The organism is Streptomyces nodosus (assembly GCF_008704995.1).
GTDB classification, from domain to species: domain Bacteria; phylum Actinomycetota; class Actinomycetes; order Streptomycetales; family Streptomycetaceae; genus Streptomyces; species Streptomyces nodosus.
The window spans coordinates 745576-771775 of the sequence record NZ_CP023747.1; the positions used below are offsets into that span (position 1 = coordinate 745576).

Here is a 26200-nt window from a genome sequence, read left to right on the forward strand (position 1 = left end):
CATCCCACCGCATCACAGGCGAAGGCGAACCCCCGTGAACACCAGCCCGACCCCGGCGTCCGCCGGGGCGCCGTCCGGTCCCTCGGCCGTCGCGGCCCTGGACGTCGGCGGCACCAAGATCGCCGCCGGCCTCGTCGCCGCCGACGGCACCCTGCTGCACCGCCGCGAACTGCCCACCGACGCCGCCGACGGAGGGCTGCGCGATCCCGGTCTGGCGGGCACCGCCCGGGCCGCCCGCGCCCTCCTCGACGACGCGGCCCGGCTGGGTGTCACGGTGACCGCGCTGGGCGCCGGATTCCCCGAGTACGTCGACGCCGACGGCATGCTGACCAGCCGTGAGGTGCTCGCCTGGGACGTCCAGCCCGCCGCGGTGCTCGGCGCCGAGGCCGCGCCGGGCCTTCCGGTGGCCGTCGGCTCCGATGTGCGCTGCGGGGCCCTCGGCGAGGCACGCCACGGCGTCGGCCGCGACCTGGCCGACTTCTTCTATGTCTCCCTGGGCACCGGTCTGTCCTCCACCCTCGTCCTCGACGGGCGGCCGGTCGCCGGGCGGCGCGGGGAGGCCATCGCCCTCGGCGAGCTGGAGGTCCCCGCCTCCGTGGACCCCGACTGGCACGGGAACCTGGAGCGGTACTGCTCGGGCCGCGGCATCGGCGAACGCCGCACCGCCTGCGGCGGCTCCCCCGTGCCGGGGGCCCGGGAGGTCACCGCCCTCGCCCGCTCCGGCGACCGGGCCGCGAGCCGCATACTGACCACCGCCGGACAGGCCCTGGGCACCGTGCTCGGCCAACTCGTCCGGGTCCTCGACCCCTCGGCGATCGTCCTGGGCGGCGGCCTCGGCACCGGTGACGGACCACTGCACGCCGCCCTGCGCGAGGCCTACGCCCACACCACCCGCACCCGCCCCGAGCCCCCGCCCCTGCGCCGCGCCACCCTCGGCCCGGACGCGGGCCTCATCGGGGCCGCGGCGCTCTGTTCCTGACGGGGGGGCCGGCCCGCCGCCGTCGAGGCACTCCCCTCGGGCGATCCGCCTGGCCAGGGTCACCCCCGCGACCGCCGCACCGGCGAGCCCCGCACCGAGCGGCAGCAGCAGATTCCGGCGCATTGCGCCCTTCGCTGCGCGACGGCCGGGTCGCCGACTCGCTGGAGGACGCCCGGATCCTGGGCCGTCCCGCTCCCGAACGGCTCACCCGCACGATCGAGGAGACGCTGAGCAAGCAGAACTCCCGGCGGCAGGACCCCTCCCCGCTCGGTGTGAGCTCCCTGGACGTCACCTCGGCCGGGGTGGTCGCCACCGTCCGCGCGGACGACGTGGCCTTCGGCGGCGAGGACCGCTGACCTCGCGTCGTCGGACGCCCGCCGTCGCGCACCGGGGTCGGCGGGCGCCCGTCGCCGACCGGGCTCGTCGCCGACCGGGCTCTCCGGCCGGCGACGGCTGGGCCGATCAGGTGCAACAGGGCCGGGTCTTGGGCCGTCCAGGGGACGGGGACCGCGTCCGTGCGCGCCCCGGGCGGAAGGATGAGGTGCCGAGTTCCGCGGCGCACTCGGCGGAACTCATGGACCGATGTCTCTCCGGGAAGTGTGAACGGGCCGCATGACAGACACTGAGCAGAGCACCTCCGAAACCGTCGCTCCGCGCCGCCCCCTGCGGCCCGGGGCGCTGGCGGTCAAGTGGGCGACGACCACGGACCACAAGACCATCGGCTCCCTGTATCTGATCACGTCGTTCGTGTTCTTCCTGATCGGCGGCGTGCTGGCGCTGCTGATGCGGGCCGAACTGGCCCGCCCGGGCCTGCAGATCATGTCGGAGGAGCAGTTCAACCAGGCGTTCACGATGCACGGCACCATCATGCTGCTGCTGTTCGCGACGCCGCTGTTCGCCGGCTTCACCAACTGGATCATGCCGCTGCAGATCGGCTCCCCCGATGTGGCCTTCCCCCGGCTCAACATGCTCGCCTACTGGCTCTATCTGTTCGGCGGGCTGATCGTCCTCGGCAGCTTCCTCACCCCGCAGGGCGCGGCCGACTTCGGCTGGTTCGCCTACTCCCCGCTCACCAACCCGGTGCACTCGACGGGTATCGGCGGTGACCTGTGGATCATGGGCCTGGTGCTGTCCGGCTTCGGCACCATCCTCGGTGCGGTCAACTTCATCACCACGGTCATCTGTATGCGCTGCCCCGGAATGACCATGTTCCGCATGCCGATCTTCACCTGGAACGTGCTGCTCACCAGCGTTCTGGTGCTGTTCGCCTTCCCGGTGCTGGCCGCGGCGCTGCTGGCGCTTGAGGTGGACCGCAAGTTCGGCGCCCATGTGTTCGACGCGGCCAACGGTGGTGCACTGCTGTGGCAGCACCTGTTCTGGTTCTTCGGCCACCCCGAGGTCTACATCATCGCGCTGCCCTTCTTCGGCATCGTCACGGAGATCATCCCGGTCTTCTCCCGCAAGCCGGTGTTCGGCTACATGGGGCTGGTCGGCGCGACGATCTCCATCACGGGCCTGTCGGTCACGGTGTGGGCGCACCATATGTTCGTCACCGGTGGGGTGCTGCTGCCGTTCTTCTCCTTCATGTCGTTCCTGATCGCGGTGCCCACCGGGGTGAAGTTCTTCAACTGGATCGGCACCATGTGGAAGGGCTCGCTGTCCTTCGAGACCCCGATGCTCTGGGTGACCGGCTTTCTGGTGACCTTCCTCTTCGGCGGTCTGACCGGTGTCATCCTGGCGTCGCCACCCCTGGACTTCCATGTCTCCGACAGCTACTTCGTGGTGGCCCACTTCCATTACGTCGTCTTCGGCACCGTGGTCTTCGCCATGTTCGCCGGATTCCACTTCTGGTGGCCCAAGTTCACCGGCAAGATGCTCGACGAGCGGCTGGGCAAGATCACCTTCTGGACGCTGTTCGTGGGCTTCCACACGACGTTCCTGGTGCAGCACTGGCTGGGCGCCGAGGGGATGCCCCGCCGGTACGCCGACTATCTGGCGGCCGACGGTTTCACCGCGTTGAACACGGTCTCCACCATCGGCTCGTTCCTGCTGGGGCTGTCGATGCTTCCGTTCCTCTACAACGTGTGGCGGACGGCGACCCACGGCAAGCCCGTCCGCCGTGACGACCCCTGGGGGTACGGCCGTTCGCTGGAGTGGGCGACCTCCTGCCCGCCGCCGCGGCACAACTTCGTCACGCTGCCGATGATCCGCAGCGAATGCCCGGCCTTCGACCTGCACCACCCCGAGATCTCGGAGACACCCAGACGGGGTCTGCCGGTATGACGGACGCGGCGGGCCGCGCGGGCGAGGAGCCGAGGTCGCCGGCCGGCATGGTCAACGAGGTGGAGGGCTATCTGCTGTGCCGGGCCCGCATCGCCGAGGCGAAGCAGCGGGCCCGGGCCTTCACCGAGCCGCTGGAGTGGCTGACCACCGCGCAGCGGGAGCACGTCGAGGAGCACTATGTCCGCGTCTGCCTGGTCCATGCGCGGGAGGACCTGCAACGCGTCGCCGACCGCTGCCGGGAACTCCGTGCGGAGTACGAGGACCGCTATCTCCGGCTGCGCGCCCGCTGCGTGGCCTGGTCGATCGCCGGAGTGGCGGGCGCCGCGGCCATGGCGATGATCACGGTGGCCGCCCAGCGCTCCTGACCGGCTCCGCCTCGTACGCGAGGGTGGATGCTGCCGGGGCTGCTGCGCGGGCCCTGCGGTCGACCGGGGTGCGGCAGGGCCGGTCAGGTGATGTGCAGCCAGACACCGATCCAGGTCACCGCGATGCCGCCGGCCCCCAGGACCGCCGCCCATCGGACCGGGTTACCGGCGAACAGGTGCCCGAGCGCGGCTCCGAGCACCGCGAGCGTGACCACGGCCAGGGCCACCACGACCCATGACAGGCCGGGCAGCGCGGCACCCGCCAGCAGGGGCAGCGCCGCTCCGACGAAACTCGCGGTGCAGGCGAGCACGGTGGCCGTCGCCGAGCGCGCCGTCGCCAGCCGGCCGAGCCGTGTGGTGGCCAGGTGCCCCCGCCTGGTCAGGTTCAGCTGCCGTGAGGCACGCACCAGATGGGCACGGCGCTCGGCGTAGTCGGCCACGAAGACCGCGAACGCGGCGGTCGTCAGCGCCACCAGTCCCACCCGGCCCGCCAGGGTGTAGCTGACCGGCGGTCCCGAGCCCACCAGCGAGCCCGCGGCGAGGGTGAGCGCATTGAGGAGGCCGTCCACCAGGCCCAGCACGAGCGGCCGGGTGGACTGTGCGGCCGCCTCCCGCAGACGCCGCGTCATCGCGACCGCGGTGTGTTCTCCAAGGTGTAGGCGCCGGCCACGACCTCGTCGACACTGTGCACCACGGCGCCGGTGCGCTCGATGGCCCGGTTCAGCGCCTCGACGTCGATGGCGTCGCCCTCCACGGTGACATTGGTGCCGACGGTCTCGATGTCAATCTCGGTGACCGCGATGTTCACGGCCTGCACCCCGGAGACGGCCTCGATCACCAGAGCGAGATCGATCAGATCGGGCTCGCCGACCGTCTTATCGACATCCAGTACCAGTCGCCGGACAGGCATCGTCCACTCCCTACCGAGGGGCCGCCACACCCCCAGCATGCGCAGATCCGGCGCGGGCCGCACACGCACCGCCCTCGGACCTCGCGCGCCCGGTTCCTGATCCGGGGTCGAACGCCCGGTGCCGTTCTCCGGGGCGTGTCAGTGGTCTGTGCAAGGGTGGAACACATGGTCACGACCCCGGACGGACGCGCCGTCCCGCCCCCACATGCCGATGAACGCGCCATGCTCGAAAGCTGGCTGGACTTCCACCGTGCGACCCTCGCGTCGAAGTGCGCGGGGCTCGACGATCGTCAGCTGTGCCTGGCCTCGGTGGAACCGTCGTCGATGACACTGCTGGGCCTGGTCCAGCATCTGACGATGGTGGAACGCAACTGGTTCCATCGGGTGTTCGCCGGCCTCGACGTGCCGCCGATGGCCCCGGAGAGCAGCGGTGACTTCGAACTCGCCCCGGACCGCGGGGGCGACGAGACACTGGACGAGTGGCGCAGGGCAGTGGCACGGAGCCGCGAGCTGACGGCCGGCGCGTCGCTGGAGGACACCGGCAAGCTCTCGGACCGGGAAGCCGGCTTCGTCGGGGACAAGGAGGCCTCCCTGCGCTGGATCCTCGTTCATATGATCGAGGAGTACGCACGCCACAACGGTCACGCCGACCTGATCCGGGAACGCATCGACGGCACCACGGGGGTGTGAGGCACCGCCGAGCAAGCCCTCACCGCCCCGGCGGACCCGACCGCCTGCCCACGCGGCCTCCGGTCTGGGCGCGTGTGATGGGCTGACGGTACGTCGGTGACGGCAGAACGGGGGCGTCAGCGGCGCCGTCTCGCGAAGGTCCGGAGGACATGGACGACCCGGAGGGCTCCGAGGAGTCCGGCGACCGAAGCTGCCGTGATCAGCAGGGCTGTGTCGACGGCGGGCGAAAGGTCCCAGACGAGGGCGGGGCCGGCGATGGCCGCGAACACCACGACGGCGAGAAAACCCGCGCTGAACAGCGCATAGCTGATCTCCACCGTGATCTCGTCGCGCTCCGCCTGGCTTCGTCGCCCTGTACTCATGCCCGGAGCATGGCCCGCAGGCCCGATCCGAAACCAGGCACGGCGGATGCCCGTCCCCTGCGTCGAGGGCGTCGGGGGCAGTACCTCCAACCGGCGTCAGCCAAGGGGCTGTTACCCTGCGACGATCCATTCCCTTTACCGGACCCTTACCAGTCCTTCACCAACGAAGAGGTTGCGCATGCGCGCAGGCAGATCCGGCTTCGCGGTCGTGCTCGCGGGAACGCTCGCCCTGGGAGCGTTCACCGCACCGACCGCGCAGGCGGCGAGCACCGGCGTCAAGGTCTCGAACCTGGTCCTGAACAAGGGCAAGCCCATCGTCGTGGGTACGTCCGCCGAGGTCTTCCCCACCTTCAAGTACCACCTGTCGTGGCCGTCCGGCCTCAAGCAGACCGATGTGAACGCCACTCTGTACCTGTACCACGGCACCACCGCGGCCAAGGGCGTCGACAACGGCAGGCCCATCTTCATGAACTTCAGCAGTTGCAACGAGACCGGCCCCGCGGCCGCCGACTGCGAGGGCGAGCTGTACATCGACCCCCGCTACACCCTGGACGCCAACAACGACGCCACGACCTGGAAGAGCGCCCTCTGGGTGCGCATCTGGGACGCGAAGGGCAAGCTCAAGAGCCAGGAGTATCTGCCGCTCTCCGTCACCGTGCAGGTCAAGCGCGCGGCGAAGGTCACCGTCGACGCCTCGCCCGAGCCCGTCGCCAAGGGCGGCAAACTCACCGTCACCGGCAAGATCACCCGCGCGGACTGGGCGAAGCACAAGTACACCGGCTTCGGCGGCAAGTCGGCCAAGCTGCAGTTCCGCAAGGCCGGTACCAGCACCTACCGCACGCTCAAGACCGTGAAGGCGAACTCGGCCGGTGCCCTCAAGACCACGGTCACCGCCTCCGCCGACGGCTACTGGCGCTGGACCTTCGGGGCGACCACCACCACCGGCGGCGCGACCGCGACCGCGGACTACGTCGACGTCAAGTAACGGGTCATGCCTTCGGAGCGGGCCGGCCCGGGACCACCGGGGCGGCCTGCTCCGCAGCACGACCGGGCCACGGCAGGGGCCACGGCAGGGGCGGGGCCGCCGGGCCCGCTCGGCCGGCCTGGGCCGTCAGCCGAGGGTGGCGAGCAGTTCACGCTCGCGCCGGGCGCTGAGGCCGGCGCGGCGTGGGCGGTCGAGGCCCTGTTCGCGCTCCCAGGCCAGGGTGTCGGCCAGCAGCTCCGCCGGAGGCCGATGGCGCAGCCCCGCGGCGCGGGCCGCGGCTCCGCTCCGCGCCGACCAGCCCTCCCAGCCCGGTTCGGCCAGCCACATCGGCAGTGACTCCTCCCCCATGTACTCGCTCACCCCGTTCGCCAGCAGCCATCCCGAGTCGGCGGTGACCACCGGCCCGGTGTGGCCGCCGATCGTCCGGGACAGCTCGATCCACTCCTTGAACGGGACGACCGGACCGACGGCGTCGTAGGTGCCGGTGTTCCCCTTCTCCGCCGAGTCCAGCAACCAGGCGGCGAGATCCCGGACGTCGACGGTCTGCGTCGGCATGTCAGGCGTGTCGGGAACCAGCATCGGCCCGTGCGGATCGCGTGCGGCCCGGGCGACCCAGTAGCCGGACCGTCCGCTCGCATCTCCCGGGCCCCCGATGAGACCGGCGCGCGCGATGAGGAGGCGGTCGCCCACGGCGGCGCCGGACGCCCGCTCGCAGGCGACCTTCGCCTCCCCGTACGACGCGCCGTCGACCACGCTCAGGTCGGTCGGGGCAAGCAGGGGCGCGGACTCGTCGGCGCCCGGCGTCGCATGGGAGGCGTAGACGTTGCCGGTGGAGACATAGCTCCAGTGCCCGGCCCTGCCGCTCAGTGCGTCGAGCGCCTCCCGTACGAAGCCCGGCTGCCACGACACCTCGACGACCGCGTCCCATTCACGGTCGAGCAGTGGGTCGTACGCTGCCGGATCGCGGCGGTCGGCGGCCACCAGCCTCGCCCCCTCCGAGACGTCCCCGCTCTCGCCCCGTGCCAGGCAGGTCACCCGATGGCCGCGCTCCACCGCCTGCCGCGACACTTCCCGGCCCAGCCATGCCGTTCCACCCAGAACCAAGATCTCCATACCGACACTCAAGCACCGCGCGCGCCCGGCGCCCAGACGGATCTCCTGACAGCAGAGCGGGTGGTGCGACCCGGGCGCCGTGTCCTACGGGGTGTCGGCGGGCGGTCGTCCCCGGGCTGTCGGCGAGAGCAGGGCGCCGAGTGCGGCGGCGGCGTCGAGCAGTGCCCTGGAGCGCGCCGCGAGATCGGCGTCCCTGGCGGCCAGTGCGGCGGCCAGCTCCTCCGTCCGGCGGGCGCGCCGCAGTTCCGGCACGAGGGCCCGAAGGGGTGCGATGCGGTAACCGGCCCTGCGGAGTTGGTGCACGATCCGGGCGTCCCGTACCTGGGCCGGTGTGTAGCACCGCGTTCCCCGCGCCGGGTCCCGGTCGGGGACGACCAGGCCCTCCGCGTCCCAGTGCCGCAGGGTCGAGGGACGTACGCCGAGAGCGGCGGCGAGTTCGGAGACGTGCATCGAGTCCGATGCGCGTACGTCGTCGATCGGCTCGGCGGAGATCGCCCGCGCCGCCTCCTCGGCCCGCCTCAGCCCCCTTCGCTCCGTGTCGAGCCGGGCGTGCGCCGCGTCGAGAAGGGCGAGGACCGCCCCCGAGACGGGGAACCGGTGGGCGGCCCGGACGATCTCCTTGGCCTCGACCGGACCCACCCCCGCCGCGAGGGCGCGATAGGCCAGCGCGGACCGCAGATGCCTTTCTCCGTAGACGCGATAGCCCGAGGCCGTGCGTGTCGTCGGCGGAAGCACACCGTCCCGTTCGAGATTGCGGATCTGCTGCACGGAGTACCCGGCGCGCCGGGCGACATCGATCGTCCGCATGACCCCTGATTTGAGACCTGACACCCTGAAAACCCTCCTTCACCGCATCCAAGTCTCCACAAGCACCTCAATGCAACGCTGGAGCACATGACTATGGACGAGATCATCAGCTTCATGGACGGCCTCGACGGCGTCCTGACCGTCAGGCCGGCGCCGGGTGACGGCTCACCGGAGATCAGCTGGGGCGACACCTTCTTCTCCTACGCCCCCGACGGCGTCGCCCCGGCGACGGCCCAGCCCTTCGCGACGATCGTGACCAAGGACTACCCCGGTGACACGGCATCGGCTCTCACCCGTCCGGACACCTTCCGGGTCAACATCGCCGCCGGAACGGCGGCGTTCCTCCACTGGACCGGCCACGCGCCCCGTGAACCCGCCACCGCCGAGGTCGACTTCACTGCCGTCGACACCGTGCTCGCGCACCCCCTCTACGGCAGCGCCGGCTGGCTGGCGGTGGTGAACCCGGGCCCGCGCACGGAGGCGGCAACCCGTGAACTGCTGGGCATCGCCCACCAAGGGGCACGCCTGCGCCATGAGCGACGCGCGGAGCTGCGCTCCTGACCCCCTGTGCAGCGGCCCGCTCCGGCACCGTCCCCCTCGTACTCTGTCCCCATGCCCGTCCCCCGCCTGCATCGTGTCGCCGTCCTCGTCCTCGAGGGCGCCAAGCCACTCGATGTCGGCATTCCCGCGCAGGTGTTCACGACCCGGGCGAGCATGCCGTACGAGGTGCGGGTGTGCGGTGCGGCACCGGGACTGGTGACCGGCGGTGACGGACTGTCGTACCACGTCGCGGACGGTCTGGACGCACTGGTGTGGGCCGACACCGTCTTCATCCCGGGCTACCGGTTCCCGGACCGGGAGGACCCGCCGCGGGCCGTGGTGGACGCGCTGCTCGCCGCGCACGGTCGGGGGGCTCGGCTCGCCGCCATCTCGACGGGCGCCTTCGCGCTCGCCGCCACGGGCCTGCTCGACGGCAGACGCGCCACGACGCACTGGCACTACACCCGGGCGCTCGCGGCGAAGCATCCGCTGGTCCAGGTCGACGAGAATGTGCTGTTCGTCGACGAGGGCACCGTGCTGACCTCGGCCGGAGCCGCCTCGGGCATCGATCTGTGTCTGCACATCCTGCGCGGGGACCTCGGAGTGGCCGCGTCGAACCACACGGCCCGGCGGCTCGTCGCGGCCCCCTACCGCAGCGGCGGTCAGGCGCAGTACGTTCCGCGCAGTGTGCCCGAGCCGCTGGGCGAGCGGTTCGCCGCCACCCGCGAGTGGGCGCTGCACCGGCTCGGCGAGCACCTCACCCTGGAGTTGCTCGCTCGGCACGCGGCGGTCTCTCCACGCACCTTCTCGCGGCGCTTCGTCGAGGACACCGGGTACACGCCGATGCAGTGGGTGATGCGTGCCCGCATCGACATGGCCCGTGAACTGCTCGAGCGTTCGGAGCGGAGCGTCGAGCAGATCGCCGCCGATGTCGGGCTCGGCACCGGTGCCAATCTGAGGCTGCACTTCCAGCGCATTCTGGGCACCACGCCGAGCGACTACCGACGCACCTTCGCCCAGGGGGAGTAACCCCGCCGGGCCCCTGGCGGGATCCTTGCGAACCATGGCGCTCGCGCCGCTGCCGCGGGCGGGCGCGGCCCGGGAACCTGGTGGTGAACCGAAGGGAGCACCACCCATGACCCGCGTCGCCATCAACGGATTCGGCCGCATCGGACGTAATGTGCTGCGCGCGCTGCTCGAGCGCGACAGCGACCTCGAGATCGTCGCCGTCAACGACCTCACCGAGCCCGCCGCTCTCGCGCGGCTGCTCGCCTTCGACTCGACGTCCGGCCGTCTCGGGCGCCCGGTGACCGTCGACGGGAACACCCTGGTCGTCGACGGCCGGCGCATCACGGTGCTCGCCGAGCGTGAGCCTGCGCAACTGCCGTGGGCCGAGCTGGGCGTCGAGATCGTGCTGGAGGCGACCGGCCGCTTCACCTCGGCCAAGGCCGCCCGTGCCCACCTCGACGCGGGTGCGAAGAAGGTGCTCGTCAGCGCGCCGTCGGACGGCGCCGATGTCACGCTCGCGTTCGGGGTCAACACCGACGCGTACGACCCGGATGTGCACACCATCGTCTCCAACGCCTCCTGCACGACCAACGCGCTTGCGCCGCTGGCGGCGGTGCTCGACGAACTCGCGGGCATCGAGCACGGCTTCATGACGACCGTGCACGCCTACACGCAGGAGCAGAACCTTCAGGACGGTCCGCACCGTGACGCCCGCCGCGCCCGCGCCGCCGGCGTCAACATCGTGCCCACCACGACGGGCGCGGCCAAGGCGATCGGCCTGGTGCTGCCGAACCTCGAGGGCAAGCTGTCGGGCGACTCGATCCGGGTGCCGGTTCCGGTGGGTTCGATCGTCGAGCTCAACACCACCGTCGCCCGCGAGGTGACCCGCGACGAGGTGCTGGCGGCGTACCGTGCCGCGGCGGAGGGGCCGCTGGCGGGCGTCCTGGAGTACTCGGAGGACGCGCTGGTCTCGTCCGACATCACGGGCAACCCGGCCTCGTCGATCTTCGACTCGGCCCTCACCCGGGTGGACGGCCGCCACATCAAGGTGGTCGCCTGGTACGACAACGAGTGGGGCTTCTCGAACCGTGTGATCGACACGCTCCAGCTCCTCGCCGGCCGCTGACCGGACACCGGCGGGGCCCCGTCGCCTCTCCACGGACCCGGGAGCGCCGGTGTCGCCCCGTGGACCGGTAGCCGTCCGCGTCCGTCCGTGCGCAGGGCCGCCGTGCCCTCGCCCCGGCATCGTGGGAGCACCCGAACCGGCCGTCCCGAGGCCTCTGCCCGGGCGGCCGGTTCGTCCGTTCCCGGCCGGACGTCCGGCCTCGGCGGCGGGCGGTCCGGGCCCAGGGGCACAAATTCCCAGGAGAGATGGCGCCCGCGCTGCAAGGCTGGGCAGCCCTTTTCATCGTGTGTCGAGGAGACCGACCGTGGCGGGTGACGACGACATCTCGGGGTGATACCCGGATGCGACGGCCACCGGCAGGCGCCCAGGAGCGCCGCCGCCGTGGCCGCCGAGTCGTTCCCTCATGCCATGACTCCCCGCGGTGGAGTGTCTTTCGCGCTCCCGCGCCACACACACGGGGCCGGGCCCGGGGTCGGTCACTCTCGGGAGTCTCTCGTGGTGGACGGTATTTCGGTGTTGCCTCCTCCGGTGGCTACGGTGGACTCCCCGCCGCTCGAGGATGCGGCATTCCGAGCGGAAGGTGATATTCGGTGACGACCGTCGCATACCAGGGCGAACCCGGCTCCAATTCGGCGACTGCCACCCAGAGCCTGTACCCCGGAAGCACCGAGCTTCCCTGCACCAGCTTCGAGCAGGCTCTGGACGCCGTGGCCCTCGGCACCGCCGATCTGGCGGTGATCCCGGTGGACAATTCGACCGCGGGGCGGGTCGCCGACGTCCATCGCCTCCTGCCGGAGTCGGGGCTGTTCGTCATCGGGGAGTACTTTCTCGCCATCCGCTTCGACCTCATGGGCGTCCCGGGTGCCTCACCGGCGGAGGTGGAGTGCGTACGCAGCCATCTGCACGCGCTCGGGCAGTGCCGGAAGGCGCTGCGGGAGGGCGACTGGCGCACGCTCGTCAGTGACGACACGGCAGGGGCGGCCCGCGAGGTGGCGGAGCTGGGCGATCCCCGGCACGCGGCGCTCGCCCCGCCCGCCGCGGCGCAGCGCTACGGTCTGGAGGTGCTGCGGGCGGGCGTCGAGGACGACCCGGACAACACCACACGGTTCGTCGTCCTGTCCCGGGAGGCCGCGGCACCGCCACTGACGGACGAACCGACGATGACCAGTGTGTTCTTCGCCGTGCGGAACATCCCCAGCGCCCTGTACAAGGCACTCGGCGGCTTCGCCAGCAACGCGGTGAACCTCACCAAGATCGAGAGCTATCAGCTGGGCGCCGGTCTCAACCCGAGCTGCTTCTATGTCGAGGTCGAGGGCCACCCCGATGCGCCGGGCGTCGCGCTCGCCCTTCAGGAACTGCGCTTCTTCTCCTCCGAGGTGCGGCTCCTCGGTGTCTACCCGAGCCACCCGCACCGCCTGCGGGAAGCCGCCGCGGACGGCACCACGGCGATCCGGTGAGGTGAGACGCCGCACCACGTCCGGGCAGTCCGTCACACCCGTCCTCAACGCCCCTTTGCCATCAGCCCGTTGACTGCGACCGAAGGTTCGGTCGAGTGGTCGTGCGGCCCGGAGCGACGGTAATCGGCTGAAAGTGAACGGTGCCCGGCGGGCGGTGAAACGGGGGGACGGGGCCGATGCCGCCTCGGGGGTCCGGGAACACGTCCCAGGTGCCCCTGAAGCGGCCGGGAGCAACTCCTTCCTCGCTCAACGCTGCTATCACACAAGGGAGTAGGCGTAGCCAATTCCCGACGATCTTTGCCATGGGGTGGAGCGCACCGTTTGTGCGGGCATGCGCTCTCGGCGGGATGGCTAGCATGTGCGGAACGCTCGTTCGGATGCCTCCCACCCTGCTGGTGGGCCGCTCCGCGGGCTGCGGTCGATACGCGTGCCGGTCGGCCCGTTCCTGTTCTCAAGGACCAGAGGGATCGCGGAATGTCAGTGCCTGCTCCCCCCACCCCGTCCGGGCCAGACAACGCGCCCCGCTCCACCGGGGCCGTCCCCCTGGTCGTGCTGCTGGTGACCGCCGCCGCCTTCGCCGGCGTCTCTGTGGCGGCACCCCGGGCCGCCCGCATCTGGACGGCGGGCCTGGCTCTGGGGGCCTGGCTGTGTGTGGCCGCCATGGTCGTCTTCGCCTTCCGACAGCTCCGCGCCGCCCGCCGGAACGCCGGCGAGCAGAGCGCCGAAATCAGCTCGCTGCGCGCGCAGTTGGCGCAGCAGAAGGCCGCTGCGCTCCATCTGGCGAACACCGCCCTGCCGGCCGCGGCCAAGCAGTTGCGGGAGGGCTCCGCGGCGGACCAGGACCTGCCGGGCACCGTGCCGGTCTCGGACCCGTACCTCCATCACATCGAGGAGGCCTTCGCGACCCTGATGGCGGAGGCCCTCGGGCACGAGCGGGCCGCTCGCTCCGAATGCGACCGTCTCCAGCGGGAGTTGACCCGTGCGGCGGACGAGCTGGAGGTGCTGACCGGCACGACGCTGCCCACCGCGGTCGAGAGACTGAGGGAGGGCACTCCGGCGGAGGTCGTCCTCGCCGAGTTGCAGTGGCCGCAGACGTCGTTCCTGCGGATGCCGGCGGAGTTCCTCGTCCGCGAACTCGCCCACAGCGAACGGCGGGCCGCCGCCGCGCAGGCCGCGTCCGCCAAGGCTCTCAGCCGCGTCCAGGCGAAGTCCGTCAGCATGCTCGCCGACCTGAGGGAGATGCAGGGCCGCCACGGCGAGGAGGTCTTCGGTGATCTGCTGCGCCTGGACCACAGCACCTCGCAGCTGGGCCTGATGACCGACCGGCTGGCGCTGCTCATGGGCGGCCGCTCCAGCCGTGCGTGGAACAAGCCGATCGTGATGGAGAGCATCCTGCGGGGCGCGGTCGGCCGGATCGCCGCGTACCAGCGGGTGCGGATGCACTGCTCGACCAGGGTCGCGATCTCCGGTTACGCGGCGGAGGGCGTGATGCATCTGCTCGCCGAACTGATGGACAACGCGGCCAACTTCTCGCCCCCGATCGACGAGGTCCATGTCTATGTCGAGGAGCGCAGCGCCGGCCTCGTCGTGACCATCGAGGACAGCGGGCTGAAGATGGCCGACGCGGCGATGCGTCACGCCGAGGAGGCCGTGTCCGGGCAGGTGACCGACCTGGCCTCGCTGCAGGGCACCCGGCTGGGCCTCGCCGTGGTCGGGCGTCTGGCCGCCAAGTACGACATCAGCGTCAACTTCCGCCCCTCGTCCCACGGCGGCACCGGTGTCGTCGTCCTGCTGCCGCATCAGCTGCTCGCTCAGCAGCGCGGCCCCGCCCCGGCCCTGCCGGATCGCCCCGCGCCGGCCGCGACCGCCACGCCCGCTCCGGCTCCCGCGGTGGAGCCCCCGGCGCGCACCCGGCCCGCACCCAGGGCGAAGGCACAGCCGGCCGTTCGGCCGGACCGTCCCGAGCCGTCGCCGTCCCCGGCGGAGACCGCCACACCGAACGGTCTGCCCGTGCGCGCCCCCGGTCGCGCCATGGCCGAGGCCGAGGCGGAGGCCGAGAGCGAACGCCGGCGGCGCAAGAAGGCCACCGACCGCTCCGCACGGGACGAGCCGGGGCCCCGGGGCCGGACGACGGCCCGCGACGCCGGATCCCAGTTCGGTGCCTTCCACCGCGGGCGCCGGGCCCCGTCGGGCGACGGCACGCCCGACGGGACGGCGACGTCCGAACCGCCCACCGCGCAGTAGACCGCACGCCCACCCGCAGTCCCCGCCCACCCGTTTCCGTGCGGCGCCTCGACCGAGGCGCCGGTCGCCCCTTCGAATTCGCCGGATTGGAGGAACGGGGCCGGTGACCCGACGACCGGGCCCGCCGTCCCCTCACCCACCATGCAGACCACAGACAACAGCCTCACCTGGCTCCTTGAAGACCTCCTCACCAACACCCCGGGCACGCGTCATGCGCTGGTCCTGTCCCGGGACGGCCTGAAGCTGTGCTGGACCGCGGACCTCACCCCCGACCGGGCCGATCAGCTGTCCGCGATCTGCTCGGGCATGCAGTCCCTCGCCCACGGCGCGTCCGTGGAGTTCGGCGACGGCACCGGCGGGGTGCAGCACTCCATGACCGCCTTCCACGGCGGACATCTGTTCATCGTGGAGGCCGGCGACGGCGCCCATCTGGCCGTGGTGGCGGACGAGGACGCCGACCCGGGTGTGGTGGGCAATCAGATGACCGCGTTGGTCGAGAAGATCGGCGAGCATCTGCGGGCCGAACCCCGTCAGCCCGCCGCGGGGAGTGCGTCCTCGTGAAACGCAGGCCCGTGGACACCGGTGATCCCGATCGGCTCTACACGGTCACGGGTGGACGCAGCCGCGCCGACGATCAGTTCGACCTGGTCACCCTGGTGGTCACCGAATGCGAGCCCACGGCGGGCATGCAGTCGGAGCACGTCCGGATCCTCGAGCTGTGCAGACACCCCACGGCCCTGGTCGAGGTCGCTGCCGAGCTGGACCTGCCGATCACGGTGGTGCGCATCCTGCTCGGTGATCTTCTCGACATGGGCAAGATCACCGCCCGCCATCCGCGCGCGGCGCGTGCCATCGCCGAACTTCCCGAAACCGCCCTTCTCAAGGAGGTGCTCCATGGGCTCCGCAACCTCTGAGCTGCCTTCCACCCGCGTGCCCCTGACCGATGCCGCCGAGACCGGTCTGAAGATCGTCGTGGTGGGCGGGTTCGGGGTCGGCAAGACGACCCTGGTCCGGTCCGTCAGCGAGATCCGGCCGCTGAGCACCGAAGAGGTGATGACGCAGGCCGGGGTCGGCGTCGACGAGACCGGCGCGGTGCAGTCGAAGACCACCACCACGGTGGCCTTCGACTTCGGGCGGATCAGCCTCAACGAGCAGATGGTGCTCTATCTGTTCGGGGCCCCCGGTCAGAAGCGGTTCTGGTTCCTGTGGGACCGGCTGTTCTCGGGCACGCTGGGCGCGGTGGTCCTGGTCGACACCCGGCGGATGGACGACTCCTGGTACGCCATCGACCGGCTGGAACACCACAGGACGCCGTTCGTGGTGGCCGTCAACCGTTTCGAGGACGATCCCACCCGGCACTCCCTGGAGGAGATCCGGCAGGCGCTCGCGCTGCCCGACCATGTGCCGCTGGTCGAGTGCGACGCGCGAGTGCGGGAGTCCGGCAAGGACGTACTGATCACCCTCGTGGACCATCTGTACCGACTGGCCATGGCTCGGGAGGGCGCATCATGACCGACACCGCTTCCGACCGTCCGGCCGCCCCGGGCTGCCCCGCCCACGGGGGCGCCGTGCGGATGGCCGGTCTGGAGTACCAGCAGACGCCGTCCCAGCTGTACCGGACGCTGCGCCGCGAACACGGTGCCGTCGCGCCCGTGCTCCTGGACGGGGACGTCCCCGCCTGGCTGGTACTGGGCTACACCGAGGTCAGCTATGTGGTCAGGCACGACGAGCTGTTCGCCCGGGACTCACGCCGCTGGAACCAGTGGGACAGCATTCCCGCGGACTGGCCGCTGCTGCCGTATGTGGGCTACCAGCCGTCGGTGCTGTTCACCGAGGGGGAGGAGCACCGGCGGCGGGCCGGGGTCATCACGCACGCGCTGGAGGGGATCGACCAGTTCCAGCTGGCCCGGGACTGCCAGTACATCGCCGATCAGCTCATCGGCGCCTTCGCCGGCAGTGGTCAGGCCGAGCTGATGAGGGCCTATGCGCACGCCGTTCCGATGCGCGCCGCGGTGCAGATGTGCGGGATGCCGCACAGCGGCACGGACACCGAGCAGTTCGTGGACGACCTGCGGATCTCCCTGGACGCGGCGGAGGGCGACGACCCGGTCGCGGCGTACGCGCGGGTGGGTGAGCGGCTGCGGCGGTTGGTCGGGGAGAAGCGCGAGAAGCCCGGCCCGGACGTCACCTCGCGAATGCTGTCGCATCCGGCCGGTCTGACCGACGAGGAGGTCGTCCAGGACCTGATCTCCGTCATCGCCGCGGCTCAGCAGCCGACCGGCAACTGGATCGGCAACACGCTCAGGCTGCTGCTCACCGACGAGCGTTTCGCCCTGAACGTCTCGGGTGGCCGCCTCAGCGTGGGCGAGGCCCTGAACGAGGTGCTGTGGCTGGACACCCCGACGCAGAACTTCATCGGGCGCTGGGCGGTGCGCGACACCCAGCTCGGCGGACGGCAGATCCGGGCGGGCGACTGTCTGGTGCTGGGCCTGGCCGCGGCCAACACCGATCCGCAGATCTGGCCCGAGTCGCATGTCGGCGCCGAGAACTCCGCGCATCTGTCGTTCGGCAACGGTGAGCACCGCTGCCCCTACCCGGCCCCGCTCCTGGCCGATGTCATCGCCCGTACTGCGGTCGAGACACTGCTGGACCGGCTGCCGGATCTGGTGCTGGCGGTGGAACCGGAGGAGCTGACCTGGCGGCCGTCGATCTGGATGCGCGGGCTGACGGCCCTGCCGGCGGAGTTCACACCCGCGGTTCACTAGGGGCAGGTTCGGTACGACGGTACGCCGGGCGATGGCGGACGCCCGGGTGGGCGGGAGGAGACGGAGGACCGGCCGGACCCGACCCGGGCGGCTGGGGTCGTGGCCGGGTGCGGGCAGGCCGGTCCTGTGCTTCAGTCGGCGCGCGGGGTGAACCGCACCGGCAGGGACTGCGGTCCGCGGGTGAACACGCCGCGTTCCACCGGCTCGAACCCGTCGGCCACGCGTACATCGGGCATCGCGTCCAGAAGCTGGCCGACACCGATCTCGACCTCGGCCTTCGCCAGCAACGCCCCCACGCAGAAGTGCCGGCCGAGCGCGAAGGCGAGATGATCGGCCGCCGCCGAGAAGGCCGTCGTCGTGTTCAGATCGTCACGGAAGATGTCGAACCGGTCGGGATCCCGGTAGCGGGTCTCGTCCCGGTTGGCCGCGCCGATCAGACAGGTGACGGTGGCGCCCGGCGGGACGGTGCCGCCGCTGAGCGTGACCTCACCGGCCGACTGCCGCATGATCATGTGGACCGGGGGCGTGTAGCGGAGCGTCTCGGCGAAGGCACGCGCGATCAGACTACGGTCCTCACGGACGGCCGCCAACTGCTCCGGGTGCCTCAGCAGATTGGCGAAGATGCCGGCGATCGCCTTGTCGGTGGTCTCGCCGCCGGCCGCCAGCAGCAGGCTGCAGAAGGCCTTGATGTCCTCGTCGCTCATCCGGACGCCGTCGACCTCCGCGGCGCACAGGGTGGACAGCAGGTCGTCACCGGGATTCTCCCGGCGCTCCCGGATGATCGGGAACATGTACTCGGCGAACTCCACCCTGGTCCGCTCACCGGCCGCCGTCACCTCGGGGTCGCCCGCGAGGTTGCCCAGGAAGGCGATGACGGTCGTGTACCAGCCGTGGAACCGCTGGTGGTCGGCCTTGTCCAGGCCCAGCATGTCCGCGATGACATTGACGGGCAGCCGGGTCGCGTAGTCGGCGACCAGATCGGCGGAGCCGGTGTGCCGGAACCCGTCGATGAGATCACGGGAGTTGCGCTCGATGACGGGCAGGAACTTCTCCTGCAGCTCGCTGCCGCGGAAGGCGGGAGCGACCAGGGCCCGCCGGACGGCGTGCTCACGACCGCTCATCTGCAGGATCGTTTTGCCGTGGACGGGTTCGATCTGCCAGTCGTAGTTGTCGGTCGTGAACTCGCCGCCCTTGTCCTTGAAGACGCGCTCCACGTCGTCATAGCGCGAGATGATGTAACTCTGTGTGGCCTCGTGCCAGATCAGGGGCGCGCTCTCCCGCATCAACCGGTAGGCGGGATAGGGGTCTGCGGCGAACTCGGCGGAGAGTATGTCGGGGACCTGCTGTGCCGTGGTCATGGAGCTCCTGGGTCATCAGTGCCATCCGTCGCGGACCACGCTATTGATCATTTCGGTGGCCCGACAGAGGTCTGTGCGTCGACTGGCGTGCGACACAGGCCGGTTGGCCGAAAAGGCTCCTTCCTGTCCGACGGACCTTCCCCCGGCGCCGCCGTACGCGTTCCGTCGAGGTTTGGGCGGCGGCACCGGGGCTACTCGCAGACGACCCGGTCGCTCGGGTGCGCCGCGTCCCCGACGACGTGCATCCGGGGCGGGCCCCGAAACGGCGTTTCCCGGAGACAGGGCTGCCTCCGGGAAACGGTGTTCAGAGCTGACGTAACGTCACGGGACGATGCGCAGCAGCTTGTTGGGCGAGCCGCTGCCCGGGCTGGTGACCGCGCCCGAGGTGGCGCCGTTCACCAGGGCCGTGGAGACCTGGGCCGGGGTGGCCGAGGTGTGGTTGGCGAGGTAGACCGCGGCCGCGCCCGCTACATGCGGAGTCGCCATGGACGTACCGGAGATGGTGTTGGTCGCGGTGTCGCTGGTGTTCCAGCCCGCGGTGATCGAGGAGCCGGGGGCGAAGAGGTCGAGGACCGAGCCGTAGTTGGAGTAGCTGGCCCGGGCGTCCGTGCTGGTGGTGGCACCGACGGTGATCGCCTCCGTCACCCGGGCGGGGGAGGACGAGGAGGCGTTGGCGTTGTCGTTGCCCGCGGCGATCGCGTAGGTCACGCCGCTGGCTATCGAGTTGCGCACGGCGGTGTCCAGGGTTGAGGAGGCGCCGCCGCCCAGCGACATGTTGGCGACCGAGGGGCCGCTGTGGTTCTTGGTGACCCAGTCGACGCCCGCGATGACGCCGGCGGTGGTGCCCGAACCGCTGGCGTCGAGCACCCGGACAGCCACGATCTTCGCCTTCTTGGCGACGCCGTAGGTCGAGCCCGCGATGGTGGTGGCGACATGGGTGCCGTGGCCGTTGCCGTCCGACGGGGTGCCGCCGCTGACGGCGTCGTAGCCGTAGGAGGCCCGCCCGCTGATCTGGGAGTGGGTGATGCGGACGCCGGTGTCGATGACGTACGCGGTCACGCCGCTGCCCGCCGAGTCGGGGTAGGTGTAGGTGCCGGAGAGCGGAAGCGATGCCTGGTCGATGCGGTCCAGGCCCCAGGGGGCGCTGCTCTGGGTGGTGTCGGTCAGATGGACCGTCTGGTTCTGCTCCACCGAGGCGACCGACGGGTCGGCCGCGAGTCTCCTGGCCTCGGTCGCGGAGAGGTTCGCCGTGTAGCCGTTCAGCGCGCTGCCGAACGTCTTCTTCACATTGCCGCCGTACTTGGTGATCAGGCCCTTGCCCTGGCTCGACGTGGACGCGAAGCCCGCGTTCTGCTTGAGCGTGACGATATAGCTGTCCTTGATCGCCGTGGGGGAACCGGCGGCGAGCACCTTGCCCTCGGCCGGGGCGGCCTGGGCGGGAAGTGCGGTGAGTCCACCCAGAAGGGCGGCGGTCGTCACGCCGGTGAGGGCGGCGAAACGAATCTTCCTGCTACGCGGTTGTGCCATACGAGGGAGTCCTCCTCAGGCGAGCGCGCCGGGGTGTGGCGCGCGTTGTGGGGGTGCGCGCGCCAGAGCGCACACGTCCCTGAGCGTTGCGTTCCGCTCAAGGACGAGTTAAGGGTGTGGCAACTGGGCTTGATAATCAAGAGCCTTGAAGCGCTGTCATGTATGTGTCACATTCACGCAATCGATGAGGTCAGAGCGCTCGGCTCAAGCGCCGTGCACACGCCCGCAGTCGGGGACGGCCCTGCCGATGCCGTCGGCGGGCAGAGCGCGGCCGGACCTGGGCGGACGGCCCGGAGCGGGACGGGTAGCCTTCGCGGCCCCCGGGGGAACCCGCCGCGCGGCAGGCCCCTCTGACGGCCCGTGGTACGCCCCCCGTCAAGGCCGTGCGGGCGTCCGGGGGCTCACCCGGTGGTCGTCAGCAGTGTCGGACGGCCGCCGAGCGCGGCCGAGAAATGGTCCGTGACCTGGGCCAGGGCCTCGGCCGAGCCCGGGGCGACGGTCAGCGCCCCGTCGTCGCCCACCGTGATGTCCTTGTCGAGGGTGAACCAGCCCGGGGTGATGGTGGCGGGGCCCATCGAACTCAGCACGGGACGCAGGGCGTAGTCGATCGCCAGCACATGGGCGGTGGTGCCGCCGGTGGCGAGCGGAAGGACGGTCTTGCCGGTCAGGGCGTACTGCGGCAGCAGATCCAGCAGCGACTTCAGCAGCCCGGAGTAGGCGGCCTTGTAGACGGGGGTGCCGATCACCACACCGTCGGCCCGCTCGAACAGGGCGACGGCCCGGGCGATCGCCGGGTGGCCGAGATCGGCGTGCAGCAGGGCCTCGGGCGGGAGCGTACGGACGTCCAGGGGGATCACCTCGTGGCCCTGGGCGACGAGACGGTCGTCCAGGTGGCGCAGCAGCCGTGCGGTGCGGGAGGTGGCGGAGGGGCTTCCGGAGACGGACAGGACGGTGGCCATGCGTGACCTCTCAGAAAGGGCGGGCGGTACGGAGCGGTTCGCCGGGGAGGACATGGACGGGGCGGGGCGGCGGGGCGTTCATGACGCCGCCCGCTCGTCCCGGGCATCGTCGGGGTGGGCGAGGCCCAGGTGGTCGCGGAGGGTGGTGCCCTCGTACTCCGTGCGGAAGACGCCGCGTTCCTGGAGGAGCGGGACCACCTTGTCGGCGAACTCGTCGAGACCGCCCGGGGTGATGTGCGGGACCAGGATGAAGCCGTCGGAGGCGTCCGACTGCACGAAGTCGTCGATGGTCCGCGCCACGGTGTCCGGGGTGCCGACGAAGGCCTGGCGGTTGCCGGTCTCGATGACCAGGTCCCGGATCGACCAGTGGTGGGCGGCCGCGAGCTCCCGCCATGCGCGGGCCGTCGCCAGCGGATCGCGGTACATGCGCACCTGGGCGCGTCCGCGCGCGATGTGCTCCTCGCTCACATCCGGGTCGATCTCGGGCAGCGGCCCGTCCGGGTCGTACGCCGACAGATCACGGTTCCAGACGAACTCCAGATGCTTGAGGGCGGTCGCCCCGCTGACCTGTTGCCGGCGCACCTCATGGGCCAGTTCCCGGGCCTCGGTGTCGGTGTCACCGAGGACGAAGGTCGCGGCGGGCAGGATCAGCAGCTGGTCGTGGCGGCGGCCGTACCGGGCCAGGCGGGACTTGACGTCGGTGTAGAAGGCCCGGCCCTCCTCGAGCCCGGAGTAGCGGCTGAAGATCGCATCGGCGTCGGCGGCGGCGAACTCGCGTCCCTCGTCGGAGTCACCGGCCTGGAAGACGACCGGACGTCCTTGGGGGCTGCGCGGGACGTTGAACCGCCCGTGGATGTCGAAGTGCTGCCCCTGGTGCACAAAGGCGCCCGCCTCGGCGTCCCGCAGAAAGGCGCCGGCGGCCCGGTCGGCGATGATCTCGTCACCGTGCCAGGAGTCGAAGAGTTCGTTCGCCGTGGCCAGGAACTCCCGGGCGCGGGAGTAGCGCTCCCCCTGCGGGAGGAAACCGCCCCGGCGGAAGTTCTCACCGGTGAAGGCGTCCCAGGAGGTGACCACGTTCCAGGCGGCGCGGCCCCCGGAGAGATGGTCGAGGGAGGCGAACTGCCGGGCGACCTCATAGGGCTCGTTGAAGGTGGAGTTGATGGTGCCGGTCAGCCCGAGACGGTCGGTGACGGCGGCGAGCGCGGCCAGCACGGTGAAGGTGTCGGGGCGGCCGACGACGTCCAAGTCGTAGATGCTGCCGCCCTGTTCGCGCAGCCGGAGTCCCTCGGCGAGGAACAGGAAGTCGAACTTGGCGCGTTCGGCGGTCTGCGCGAAGCGGACGAAGGAGCTGAACTCGATATGGCTGCCGGCGCGGGGGTCGCTCCATACGGTGGTGTTGTTGACTCCCGGGAAGTGGGCGGCCAGATGGATCTGCTTCAGGGGCTTGCTCATGGTGGAGAGGTCCTTCCGGCTCAGGCCGTGGCGGTGGTGTAGCGGTGGGCGGGGCGCGGGAGCCCCAGCAGTCCGCGCAGGGTGTCGGCCTCATAGGCGTGCCGGAAGACGCCACGGCGCTGGAGTTCGGGGACCAGCCCCCGGGTGATCGCGGGCAGGTCGTGGCCGAGCACGGCGGGACGCAGCCGGAAGCCGGTCAGGCCGCCAGCCCGCAGGTCCTCCAGCAGATCGGCGAGTTGGGCCGGGGTTCCGGTGAAGATCCGGGCGTCGGAGATGTACGGCTGCCCCGCGAGGGTGTCCAGACGGTCCCGGCGGGCGGCGGCCTCGGCGGGGTCGTCGTCCAGGAACACCACCAGGTCGCCGAAGAGGTGCAGGAACTCCTCGGCGCGGCCGGCCGCCTGTTGCTCGGCGCGGACCTCCGCGACGATGGCGCGTGCCTGGCCGGCGTCGTGCGGGATGACATAGCCGAGGTCCGCCTGCCGGGCCACCAGCCGGTACGGAACGGTCCGGTGGGCGAGGGCGCTGACGATCGGCTGCCCCTGCGGCGGGCGGGGGGTGATGGACGGGCCCCTGACGCTGAAGAACCTGCCCTGGAAGTCGATGTAGTGCAGTTTGTCGCGGTCGATGAACCGGCCGGTGGCGACGTCCCGGATCTCCGCGTCGTCCTCCCAGCTGTCCCAGAGCCGGCGCACCACCTCCACATGGTCGGCGGCCTCGTCGAAGAGGTCGGTGAGCACCTCCTGTGCGGCCGGGCTGTCGTAGGCGTCGATCCGCGGGACGACGCGACGGCCGAAGTGCGCGGCCTCGTTCGGACGCGCGCTGATCTGCACCCGCAGTCCGGCCCGGCCGGAGCTGACATGGTCGAGGGTGGCGATCGCCTTGGAGATGTGGAACGGCTCCGTATGGGTGGCCACCACCGTGGGCACCAGTCCTATGTGCCGGGTCAGCGGGGCGACCCGGGCGGCGATCAGGACCGCGTCGAGGCGGCCGCGCACCTGGTCGGTGCGCTCGTCCGGGTCCAGGAGGTGCGAGGACTGCGGGCCGAGACCGTCCTCGACGGTGACGAGGTCGAGCAGTCCGCGTTCGGCCTCGGCGACCAGATCGGCCCAGTATCCGGCGGTGAACAGGTCCCCGGGGCGGGACACTGGCTCACGCCAGGAGGCGGGGTGCCAGCCGGTGCCGTCGAGAGCGACGGCGAGATGAAGCGGAGCGGAGGGTGTCGGGGACACAGGTGTGCCTTTCCGGTCAGAGGACCTTGGAGAGGAAGGCGCGGGTGCGTGCGTGCCGGGGGGCGTCCAGCACGGCCTCGGGCGGGCCCTGCTCCACCACCACTCCCCCGTCCAGGAACACCACGGTGTCGGCGACCTCGCGGGCGAAGCCGATCTCATGGGTCACCACGATCATGGTGGTTCCGGTGCCGGCCAGGTCCTTGATGACGTCGAGGACTTCACCGACCAGTTCCGGGTCGAGCGCCGAGGTGGGCTCGTCGAAGAGCAGCACCTTCGGTTCGAGGGCGAGGGCACGGGCGATGGCCACGCGCTGCTGCTGGCCGCCGGAGAGCTGCCTCGGAAAGGCATCGGCCCTGTCGGCGAGGCCGACCCGGTCCAGGAGCCGGCGGGCCGACTCCTCGGCCTGCCCGCGAGGGCGGCGCAGCGCGGAGACGGGTGCCTCGACGAGGTTCTCCAGCACGGTCAGATGCGGGAAGAGCCGGAAGTTCTGGAAGACGAACCCGATCCCGGTGCGCTGCCTCAGCACCTCCTTCTCCTTGAGCTCGTACAGCCTGTCGCCGGAGCGCCGGTAGCCGATGAGTTCGCCGTCGACGCCGATCCAGCCGCTGTCGACCTTCTCCAGATGGTTGATGGCGCGCAGCAGTGTGGACTTCCCGGACCCGGACGGGCCGAGGACCACGGTGACCTCTCCGGCCCGGACCCTCAGGTCGACGCCGCGCAGCACCTGTTGCGGGCCGAAGCTCTTGTGGACGCCGTGGACGTCCACCATCACCTCGCTCATCGGCTGTCTCCCGGGGTTCCAGGCGCTCCTCGACGGGCGAACGCCGAATGTCGGGGCATCAGTTGTGCTCGGGCGGGTTGATCTCGGATCGCTCGATCGCGGAGGCGGAGGTGCCCCACTTCTTGAGGATCCGGGCGTAGGTGCCGTCCTCGATCAGCTCGTCGACGGCGGCCTGGAAGGCCTTGGTGAGCGGGGAGCCCTTCGTGAAGGCGAAGCCGACGTCGAGGCGGTGGAACTCGCCCAGGAAGGTGGTTCCCGAGGCGGGCTGGGCCGCCTGGTAGCGCAGGCCGTTGATGGTCGACATGATCACGTCGATCCGGCCCTGCTGGAGCGCGGTGAGCGTCGCCGCGTTCTCCGAGTAGACCTTCACGTCGTACGGCTTCCTGCCCGCCCGGGTACAGACCGTCTTCTGTGCGGTCAGGGTCGCCTCGAAGGTGGTGCCGGCGCCGGTGCCGATGGTCAGCCCGCACAGCTGGGTGAGGTCGGTGACCGCGGTGCCGAGCGTGGTGTTGCCCTTCTTCACCGCGAAACCCTGGCCGTCATTGATGTAGGTCACGAAGTCGATGGTCTTCAGGCGCTCGCTGGTGACGCCGAAGTTGCCGGTGCCGATGTCGTACTTGCCGCTGCCGAGCGCGGGCAGGATCGTCTCGAAGGAGGCGTCCTGGCGCTCCAGGGCGACACCGAGGACCTTGGCCACCGCCTCGGCGATGTCGAGGTCCTGGCCGGCCGGGGCCTTGTCGGGGCCGTTCGGGTAGTACGCCGACGGCGGGAACCCGATCGAACTGCCCAGCCTCAGGGTGCCCGCCCTGCGCACCTCGGACGGCAGCAGAGCGGCGACGGTGTCCACCTTGTGCACGGCGGCGACCGGGTCGTCGGTCGGCGCGGGAGAGACCTGACCGCCCGCCCTCACCGTGGCGTCGGCGTCACCCGAGCCGCAGGCGGTGAGCGTCGCCAGCAGCGGCAGCAGGGCAAGAACGGCGGCGCCGCGCAGGCGGGTTCTGAGCTCGGGGAGTTTCACGGGTCGGGACCTTTCCCGGGCAGGGCTGGTAGCCCCTCGGCGGGGCTGTATGACGGTGGATCAGAAGGTGCGAAAAGCAGGGGTGTTGTCGCCACGGACGGACCGTGGCAGGCGTGACGACGCCGTGGCGTCGGAGATGCGGGAGGGCGGCAGCGCGCGCATGGACTCGCAGCACCGCGTCCATGGGCGGGGCGACGCCACGCGCACGGCGGTGACACGAAGGGGGTTCTCGGCCCGCGACG

At 71.1% G+C, this 26200-nt stretch carries 27 protein-coding genes; 15 read left to right on the forward strand and 12 right to left on the reverse strand.

All coding sequences use genetic code 11. The features are described from left to right. Positions 1 to 34 precede the first annotated feature (34 nt). The 4 genes from CP978_RS03320 to CP978_RS03335 all read left to right on the forward strand — a co-directional run bounded on the left by CP978_RS03320 (position 35) and on the right by CP978_RS03335 (position 3627). On the forward strand, positions 35 to 979 hold the full coding sequence (locus tag CP978_RS03320; RefSeq protein ID WP_052453986.1) for an ROK family protein: 945 nt from the start codon (positions 35 to 37) through the stop codon (positions 977 to 979). Positions 980 to 1101: 122 nt separating this feature from the next. Continuing rightward, positions 1102 to 1335 (forward strand): hypothetical protein, encoded by a 234-nt coding sequence (locus CP978_RS03325; protein ID WP_043437348.1) that lies wholly within the window; start codon positions 1102 to 1104, stop codon positions 1333 to 1335. Between the two features lie 256 nt (positions 1336 to 1591). Beyond that, complete coding sequence (ctaD, locus tag CP978_RS03330) at positions 1592 to 3262, forward strand: aa3-type cytochrome oxidase subunit I (RefSeq protein WP_052453987.1); 1671 nt, start codon at positions 1592 to 1594, stop codon at positions 3260 to 3262. Then, positions 3259 to 3627 (forward strand): hypothetical protein, encoded by a 369-nt coding sequence (locus CP978_RS03335; protein ID WP_052453988.1) that lies wholly within the window; start codon positions 3259 to 3261, stop codon positions 3625 to 3627. Before ctaD ends, CP978_RS03335 begins: the two co-directional genes overlap by 4 nt. 83 nt (positions 3628 to 3710) lie before the next feature. On the opposite strand, the gene CP978_RS03340 is transcribed toward CP978_RS03335, so the two are convergent. After that, positions 3711 to 4256, reverse strand: a complete 546-nt coding sequence (locus CP978_RS03340) for a hypothetical protein (RefSeq protein WP_043437352.1) — start codon at positions 4254 to 4256, stop codon at positions 3711 to 3713. Further along, positions 4253 to 4537: a DUF211 domain-containing protein gene (locus CP978_RS03345; protein WP_043437353.1), complete on the reverse strand. Its 285-nt coding sequence runs from the start codon at positions 4535 to 4537 to the stop codon at positions 4253 to 4255. The genes CP978_RS03340 and CP978_RS03345 overlap by 4 nt, the downstream gene beginning before the upstream one ends. A 165-nt stretch (positions 4538 to 4702) precedes the next feature. On the opposite strand from CP978_RS03345, the gene CP978_RS03350 reads away from it, so the two are divergent. Continuing rightward, positions 4703 to 5227, forward strand: a complete 525-nt coding sequence (locus CP978_RS03350; RefSeq protein ID WP_043437356.1) for a DinB family protein — start codon at positions 4703 to 4705, stop codon at positions 5225 to 5227. Positions 5228 to 5343: 116 nt separating this feature from the next. On the opposite strand, the gene CP978_RS03355 is transcribed toward CP978_RS03350, so the two are convergent. Next, positions 5344 to 5589 carry a DUF6332 family protein gene (locus CP978_RS03355; RefSeq protein ID WP_043437357.1) on the reverse strand — a complete coding sequence of 82 codons (246 nt, stop codon included), beginning with the start codon at positions 5587 to 5589 and terminating at the stop codon, positions 5344 to 5346. A gap of 178 nt (positions 5590 to 5767) precedes the next feature. Between CP978_RS03355 and CP978_RS03360 the strand changes: the two genes are divergently transcribed. Beyond that, positions 5768 to 6574: a hypothetical protein gene (locus CP978_RS03360; RefSeq protein ID WP_043437358.1), complete on the forward strand. Its 807-nt coding sequence runs from the start codon at positions 5768 to 5770 to the stop codon at positions 6572 to 6574. A gap of 126 nt (positions 6575 to 6700) precedes the next feature. Here CP978_RS03360 and CP978_RS03365 read toward each other — a convergent pair whose 3' ends face one another. Together CP978_RS03365 and CP978_RS03370 are read right to left on the reverse strand one after the other, a co-directional pair. Further along, positions 6701 to 7687 carry an NAD-dependent epimerase/dehydratase family protein gene (locus tag CP978_RS03365; RefSeq protein ID WP_043437360.1) on the reverse strand — a complete coding sequence of 329 codons (987 nt, stop codon included), beginning with the start codon at positions 7685 to 7687 and terminating at the stop codon, positions 6701 to 6703. A gap of 84 nt (positions 7688 to 7771) precedes the next feature. Beyond that, complete coding sequence (locus tag CP978_RS03370) at positions 7772 to 8494, reverse strand: MerR family transcriptional regulator (protein ID WP_052453989.1); 723 nt, start codon at positions 8492 to 8494, stop codon at positions 7772 to 7774. Positions 8495 to 8581: 87 nt separating this feature from the next. Between CP978_RS03370 and CP978_RS03375 the strand changes: the two genes are divergently transcribed. The 9 genes from CP978_RS03375 to CP978_RS03415 all read left to right on the forward strand — a co-directional run bounded on the left by CP978_RS03375 (position 8582) and on the right by CP978_RS03415 (position 17634). Next, entirely contained in the window at positions 8582 to 9055 is a 474-nt protein-coding gene (locus CP978_RS03375) for a DUF6194 family protein (protein WP_043437363.1), read from the forward strand. 51 nt (positions 9056 to 9106) lie between these two features. After that, positions 9107 to 10063 (forward strand): GlxA family transcriptional regulator, encoded by a 957-nt coding sequence (locus tag CP978_RS03380; RefSeq protein WP_043437365.1) that lies wholly within the window; start codon positions 9107 to 9109, stop codon positions 10061 to 10063. Between the two features lie 106 nt (positions 10064 to 10169). Further along, a complete protein-coding gene (gene gap / locus CP978_RS03385; protein WP_043437368.1) occupies positions 10170 to 11168 on the forward strand; it encodes a type I glyceraldehyde-3-phosphate dehydrogenase in 999 nt (332 codons plus the stop codon). Positions 11169 to 11758: 590 nt separating this feature from the next. Beyond that, on the forward strand, positions 11759 to 12625 hold the full coding sequence (locus CP978_RS03390; protein WP_043437369.1) for a prephenate dehydratase: 867 nt from the start codon (positions 11759 to 11761) through the stop codon (positions 12623 to 12625). Positions 12626 to 13099: 474 nt separating this feature from the next. Further along, a complete protein-coding gene (locus tag CP978_RS03395) occupies positions 13100 to 14869 on the forward strand; it encodes a sensor histidine kinase (protein WP_150478137.1) in 1770 nt (589 codons plus the stop codon). 141 nt (positions 14870 to 15010) lie between these two features. Beyond that, positions 15011 to 15430 carry a roadblock/LC7 domain-containing protein gene (locus CP978_RS03400; RefSeq protein WP_043437371.1) on the forward strand — a complete coding sequence of 140 codons (420 nt, stop codon included), beginning with the start codon at positions 15011 to 15013 and terminating at the stop codon, positions 15428 to 15430. Then, on the forward strand, positions 15427 to 15783 hold the full coding sequence (locus CP978_RS03405; RefSeq protein WP_043437374.1) for a DUF742 domain-containing protein: 357 nt from the start codon (positions 15427 to 15429) through the stop codon (positions 15781 to 15783). Before CP978_RS03400 ends, CP978_RS03405 begins: the two co-directional genes overlap by 4 nt. Continuing rightward, positions 15764 to 16381, forward strand: coding sequence for a GTP-binding protein (locus CP978_RS03410; RefSeq protein WP_043437376.1), 618 nt, complete (start codon positions 15764 to 15766; stop codon positions 16379 to 16381). Before CP978_RS03405 ends, CP978_RS03410 begins: the two co-directional genes overlap by 20 nt. Continuing rightward, positions 16378 to 17634 carry a cytochrome P450 gene (locus CP978_RS03415; protein WP_043437379.1) on the forward strand — a complete coding sequence of 419 codons (1257 nt, stop codon included), beginning with the start codon at positions 16378 to 16380 and terminating at the stop codon, positions 17632 to 17634. Before CP978_RS03410 ends, CP978_RS03415 begins: the two co-directional genes overlap by 4 nt. A 131-nt stretch (positions 17635 to 17765) precedes the next feature. On the opposite strand, the gene CP978_RS03420 is transcribed toward CP978_RS03415, so the two are convergent. From CP978_RS03420 to CP978_RS03450, 7 genes are all read right to left on the reverse strand, one after another. Continuing rightward, the gene (locus tag CP978_RS03420) at positions 17766 to 18992 is read right to left on the reverse strand and encodes a cytochrome P450 (RefSeq protein ID WP_043437381.1); all 1227 of its coding nucleotides are present in this window, start codon (positions 18990 to 18992) and stop codon (positions 17766 to 17768) included. A 321-nt stretch (positions 18993 to 19313) separates the two neighbouring features. After that, positions 19314 to 20519: a S8 family peptidase gene (locus tag CP978_RS03425; RefSeq protein ID WP_043437382.1), complete on the reverse strand. Its 1206-nt coding sequence runs from the start codon at positions 20517 to 20519 to the stop codon at positions 19314 to 19316. A gap of 401 nt (positions 20520 to 20920) precedes the next feature. Beyond that, complete coding sequence (gene ssuE / locus CP978_RS03430; protein WP_043437384.1) at positions 20921 to 21478, reverse strand: NADPH-dependent FMN reductase; 558 nt, start codon at positions 21476 to 21478, stop codon at positions 20921 to 20923. A 78-nt stretch (positions 21479 to 21556) separates the two neighbouring features. After that, entirely contained in the window at positions 21557 to 22930 is a 1374-nt protein-coding gene (locus CP978_RS03435; protein WP_043437386.1) for an NtaA/DmoA family FMN-dependent monooxygenase, read from the reverse strand. A gap of 20 nt (positions 22931 to 22950) precedes the next feature. Then, positions 22951 to 24159, reverse strand: coding sequence for an LLM class flavin-dependent oxidoreductase (locus CP978_RS03440; protein ID WP_043437388.1), 1209 nt, complete (start codon positions 24157 to 24159; stop codon positions 22951 to 22953). Positions 24160 to 24175: 16 nt separating this feature from the next. Further along, the gene (locus CP978_RS03445; RefSeq protein WP_043437392.1) at positions 24176 to 24940 is read right to left on the reverse strand and encodes an amino acid ABC transporter ATP-binding protein; all 765 of its coding nucleotides are present in this window, start codon (positions 24938 to 24940) and stop codon (positions 24176 to 24178) included. Between the two features lie 58 nt (positions 24941 to 24998). Continuing rightward, on the reverse strand, positions 24999 to 25958 hold the full coding sequence (locus tag CP978_RS03450; protein WP_043437394.1) for an ABC transporter substrate-binding protein: 960 nt from the start codon (positions 25956 to 25958) through the stop codon (positions 24999 to 25001). Between the last annotated feature and the right edge of the window lie 242 nt (positions 25959 to 26200).

Coding starts and splice junctions, on each gene's coding strand:
- CP978_RS03365 (WP_043437360.1), bottom strand. CDS start 7,687: ATGGAGATCTTGGTTCTGGGTGGAACGGCATGGCTGGGCCGGGAAGTG.
- CP978_RS03380 (WP_043437365.1), top strand. CDS start 9,107: ATGCCCGTCCCCCGCCTGCATCGTGTCGCCGTCCTCGTCCTCGAGGGC.
- CP978_RS03425 (WP_043437382.1), bottom strand. CDS start 20,519: ATGGCACAACCGCGTAGCAGGAAGATTCGTTTCGCCGCCCTCACCGGC.
- ctaD (WP_052453987.1), top strand. CDS start 1,592: ATGACAGACACTGAGCAGAGCACCTCCGAAACCGTCGCTCCGCGCCGC.
- CP978_RS03340 (WP_043437352.1), bottom strand. CDS start 4,256: ATGACGCGGCGTCTGCGGGAGGCGGCCGCACAGTCCACCCGGCCGCTC.
- CP978_RS03435 (WP_043437386.1), bottom strand. CDS start 22,930: ATGAGCAAGCCCCTGAAGCAGATCCATCTGGCCGCCCACTTCCCGGGA.
- CP978_RS03370 (WP_052453989.1), bottom strand. CDS start 8,494: ATGCGGACGATCGATGTCGCCCGGCGCGCCGGGTACTCCGTGCAGCAG.
- CP978_RS03410 (WP_043437376.1), top strand. CDS start 15,764: ATGGGCTCCGCAACCTCTGAGCTGCCTTCCACCCGCGTGCCCCTGACC.
- CP978_RS03375 (WP_043437363.1), top strand. CDS start 8,582: ATGACTATGGACGAGATCATCAGCTTCATGGACGGCCTCGACGGCGTC.
- CP978_RS03395 (WP_150478137.1), top strand. CDS start 13,100: ATGTCAGTGCCTGCTCCCCCCACCCCGTCCGGGCCAGACAACGCGCCC.
- CP978_RS03400 (WP_043437371.1), top strand. CDS start 15,011: ATGCAGACCACAGACAACAGCCTCACCTGGCTCCTTGAAGACCTCCTC.
- CP978_RS03335 (WP_052453988.1), top strand. CDS start 3,259: ATGACGGACGCGGCGGGCCGCGCGGGCGAGGAGCCGAGGTCGCCGGCC.
- CP978_RS03355 (WP_043437357.1), bottom strand. CDS start 5,589: ATGAGTACAGGGCGACGAAGCCAGGCGGAGCGCGACGAGATCACGGTG.
- CP978_RS03360 (WP_043437358.1), top strand. CDS start 5,768: ATGCGCGCAGGCAGATCCGGCTTCGCGGTCGTGCTCGCGGGAACGCTC.
- CP978_RS03345 (WP_043437353.1), bottom strand. CDS start 4,537: ATGCCTGTCCGGCGACTGGTACTGGATGTCGATAAGACGGTCGGCGAG.
- ssuE (WP_043437384.1), bottom strand. CDS start 21,478: ATGGCCACCGTCCTGTCCGTCTCCGGAAGCCCCTCCGCCACCTCCCGC.
- CP978_RS03415 (WP_043437379.1), top strand. CDS start 16,378: ATGACCGACACCGCTTCCGACCGTCCGGCCGCCCCGGGCTGCCCCGCC.
- gap (WP_043437368.1), top strand. CDS start 10,170: ATGACCCGCGTCGCCATCAACGGATTCGGCCGCATCGGACGTAATGTG.
- CP978_RS03350 (WP_043437356.1), top strand. CDS start 4,703: ATGGTCACGACCCCGGACGGACGCGCCGTCCCGCCCCCACATGCCGAT.
- CP978_RS03420 (WP_043437381.1), bottom strand. CDS start 18,992: ATGACCACGGCACAGCAGGTCCCCGACATACTCTCCGCCGAGTTCGCC.
- CP978_RS03445 (WP_043437392.1), bottom strand. CDS start 24,940: ATGAGCGAGGTGATGGTGGACGTCCACGGCGTCCACAAGAGCTTCGGC.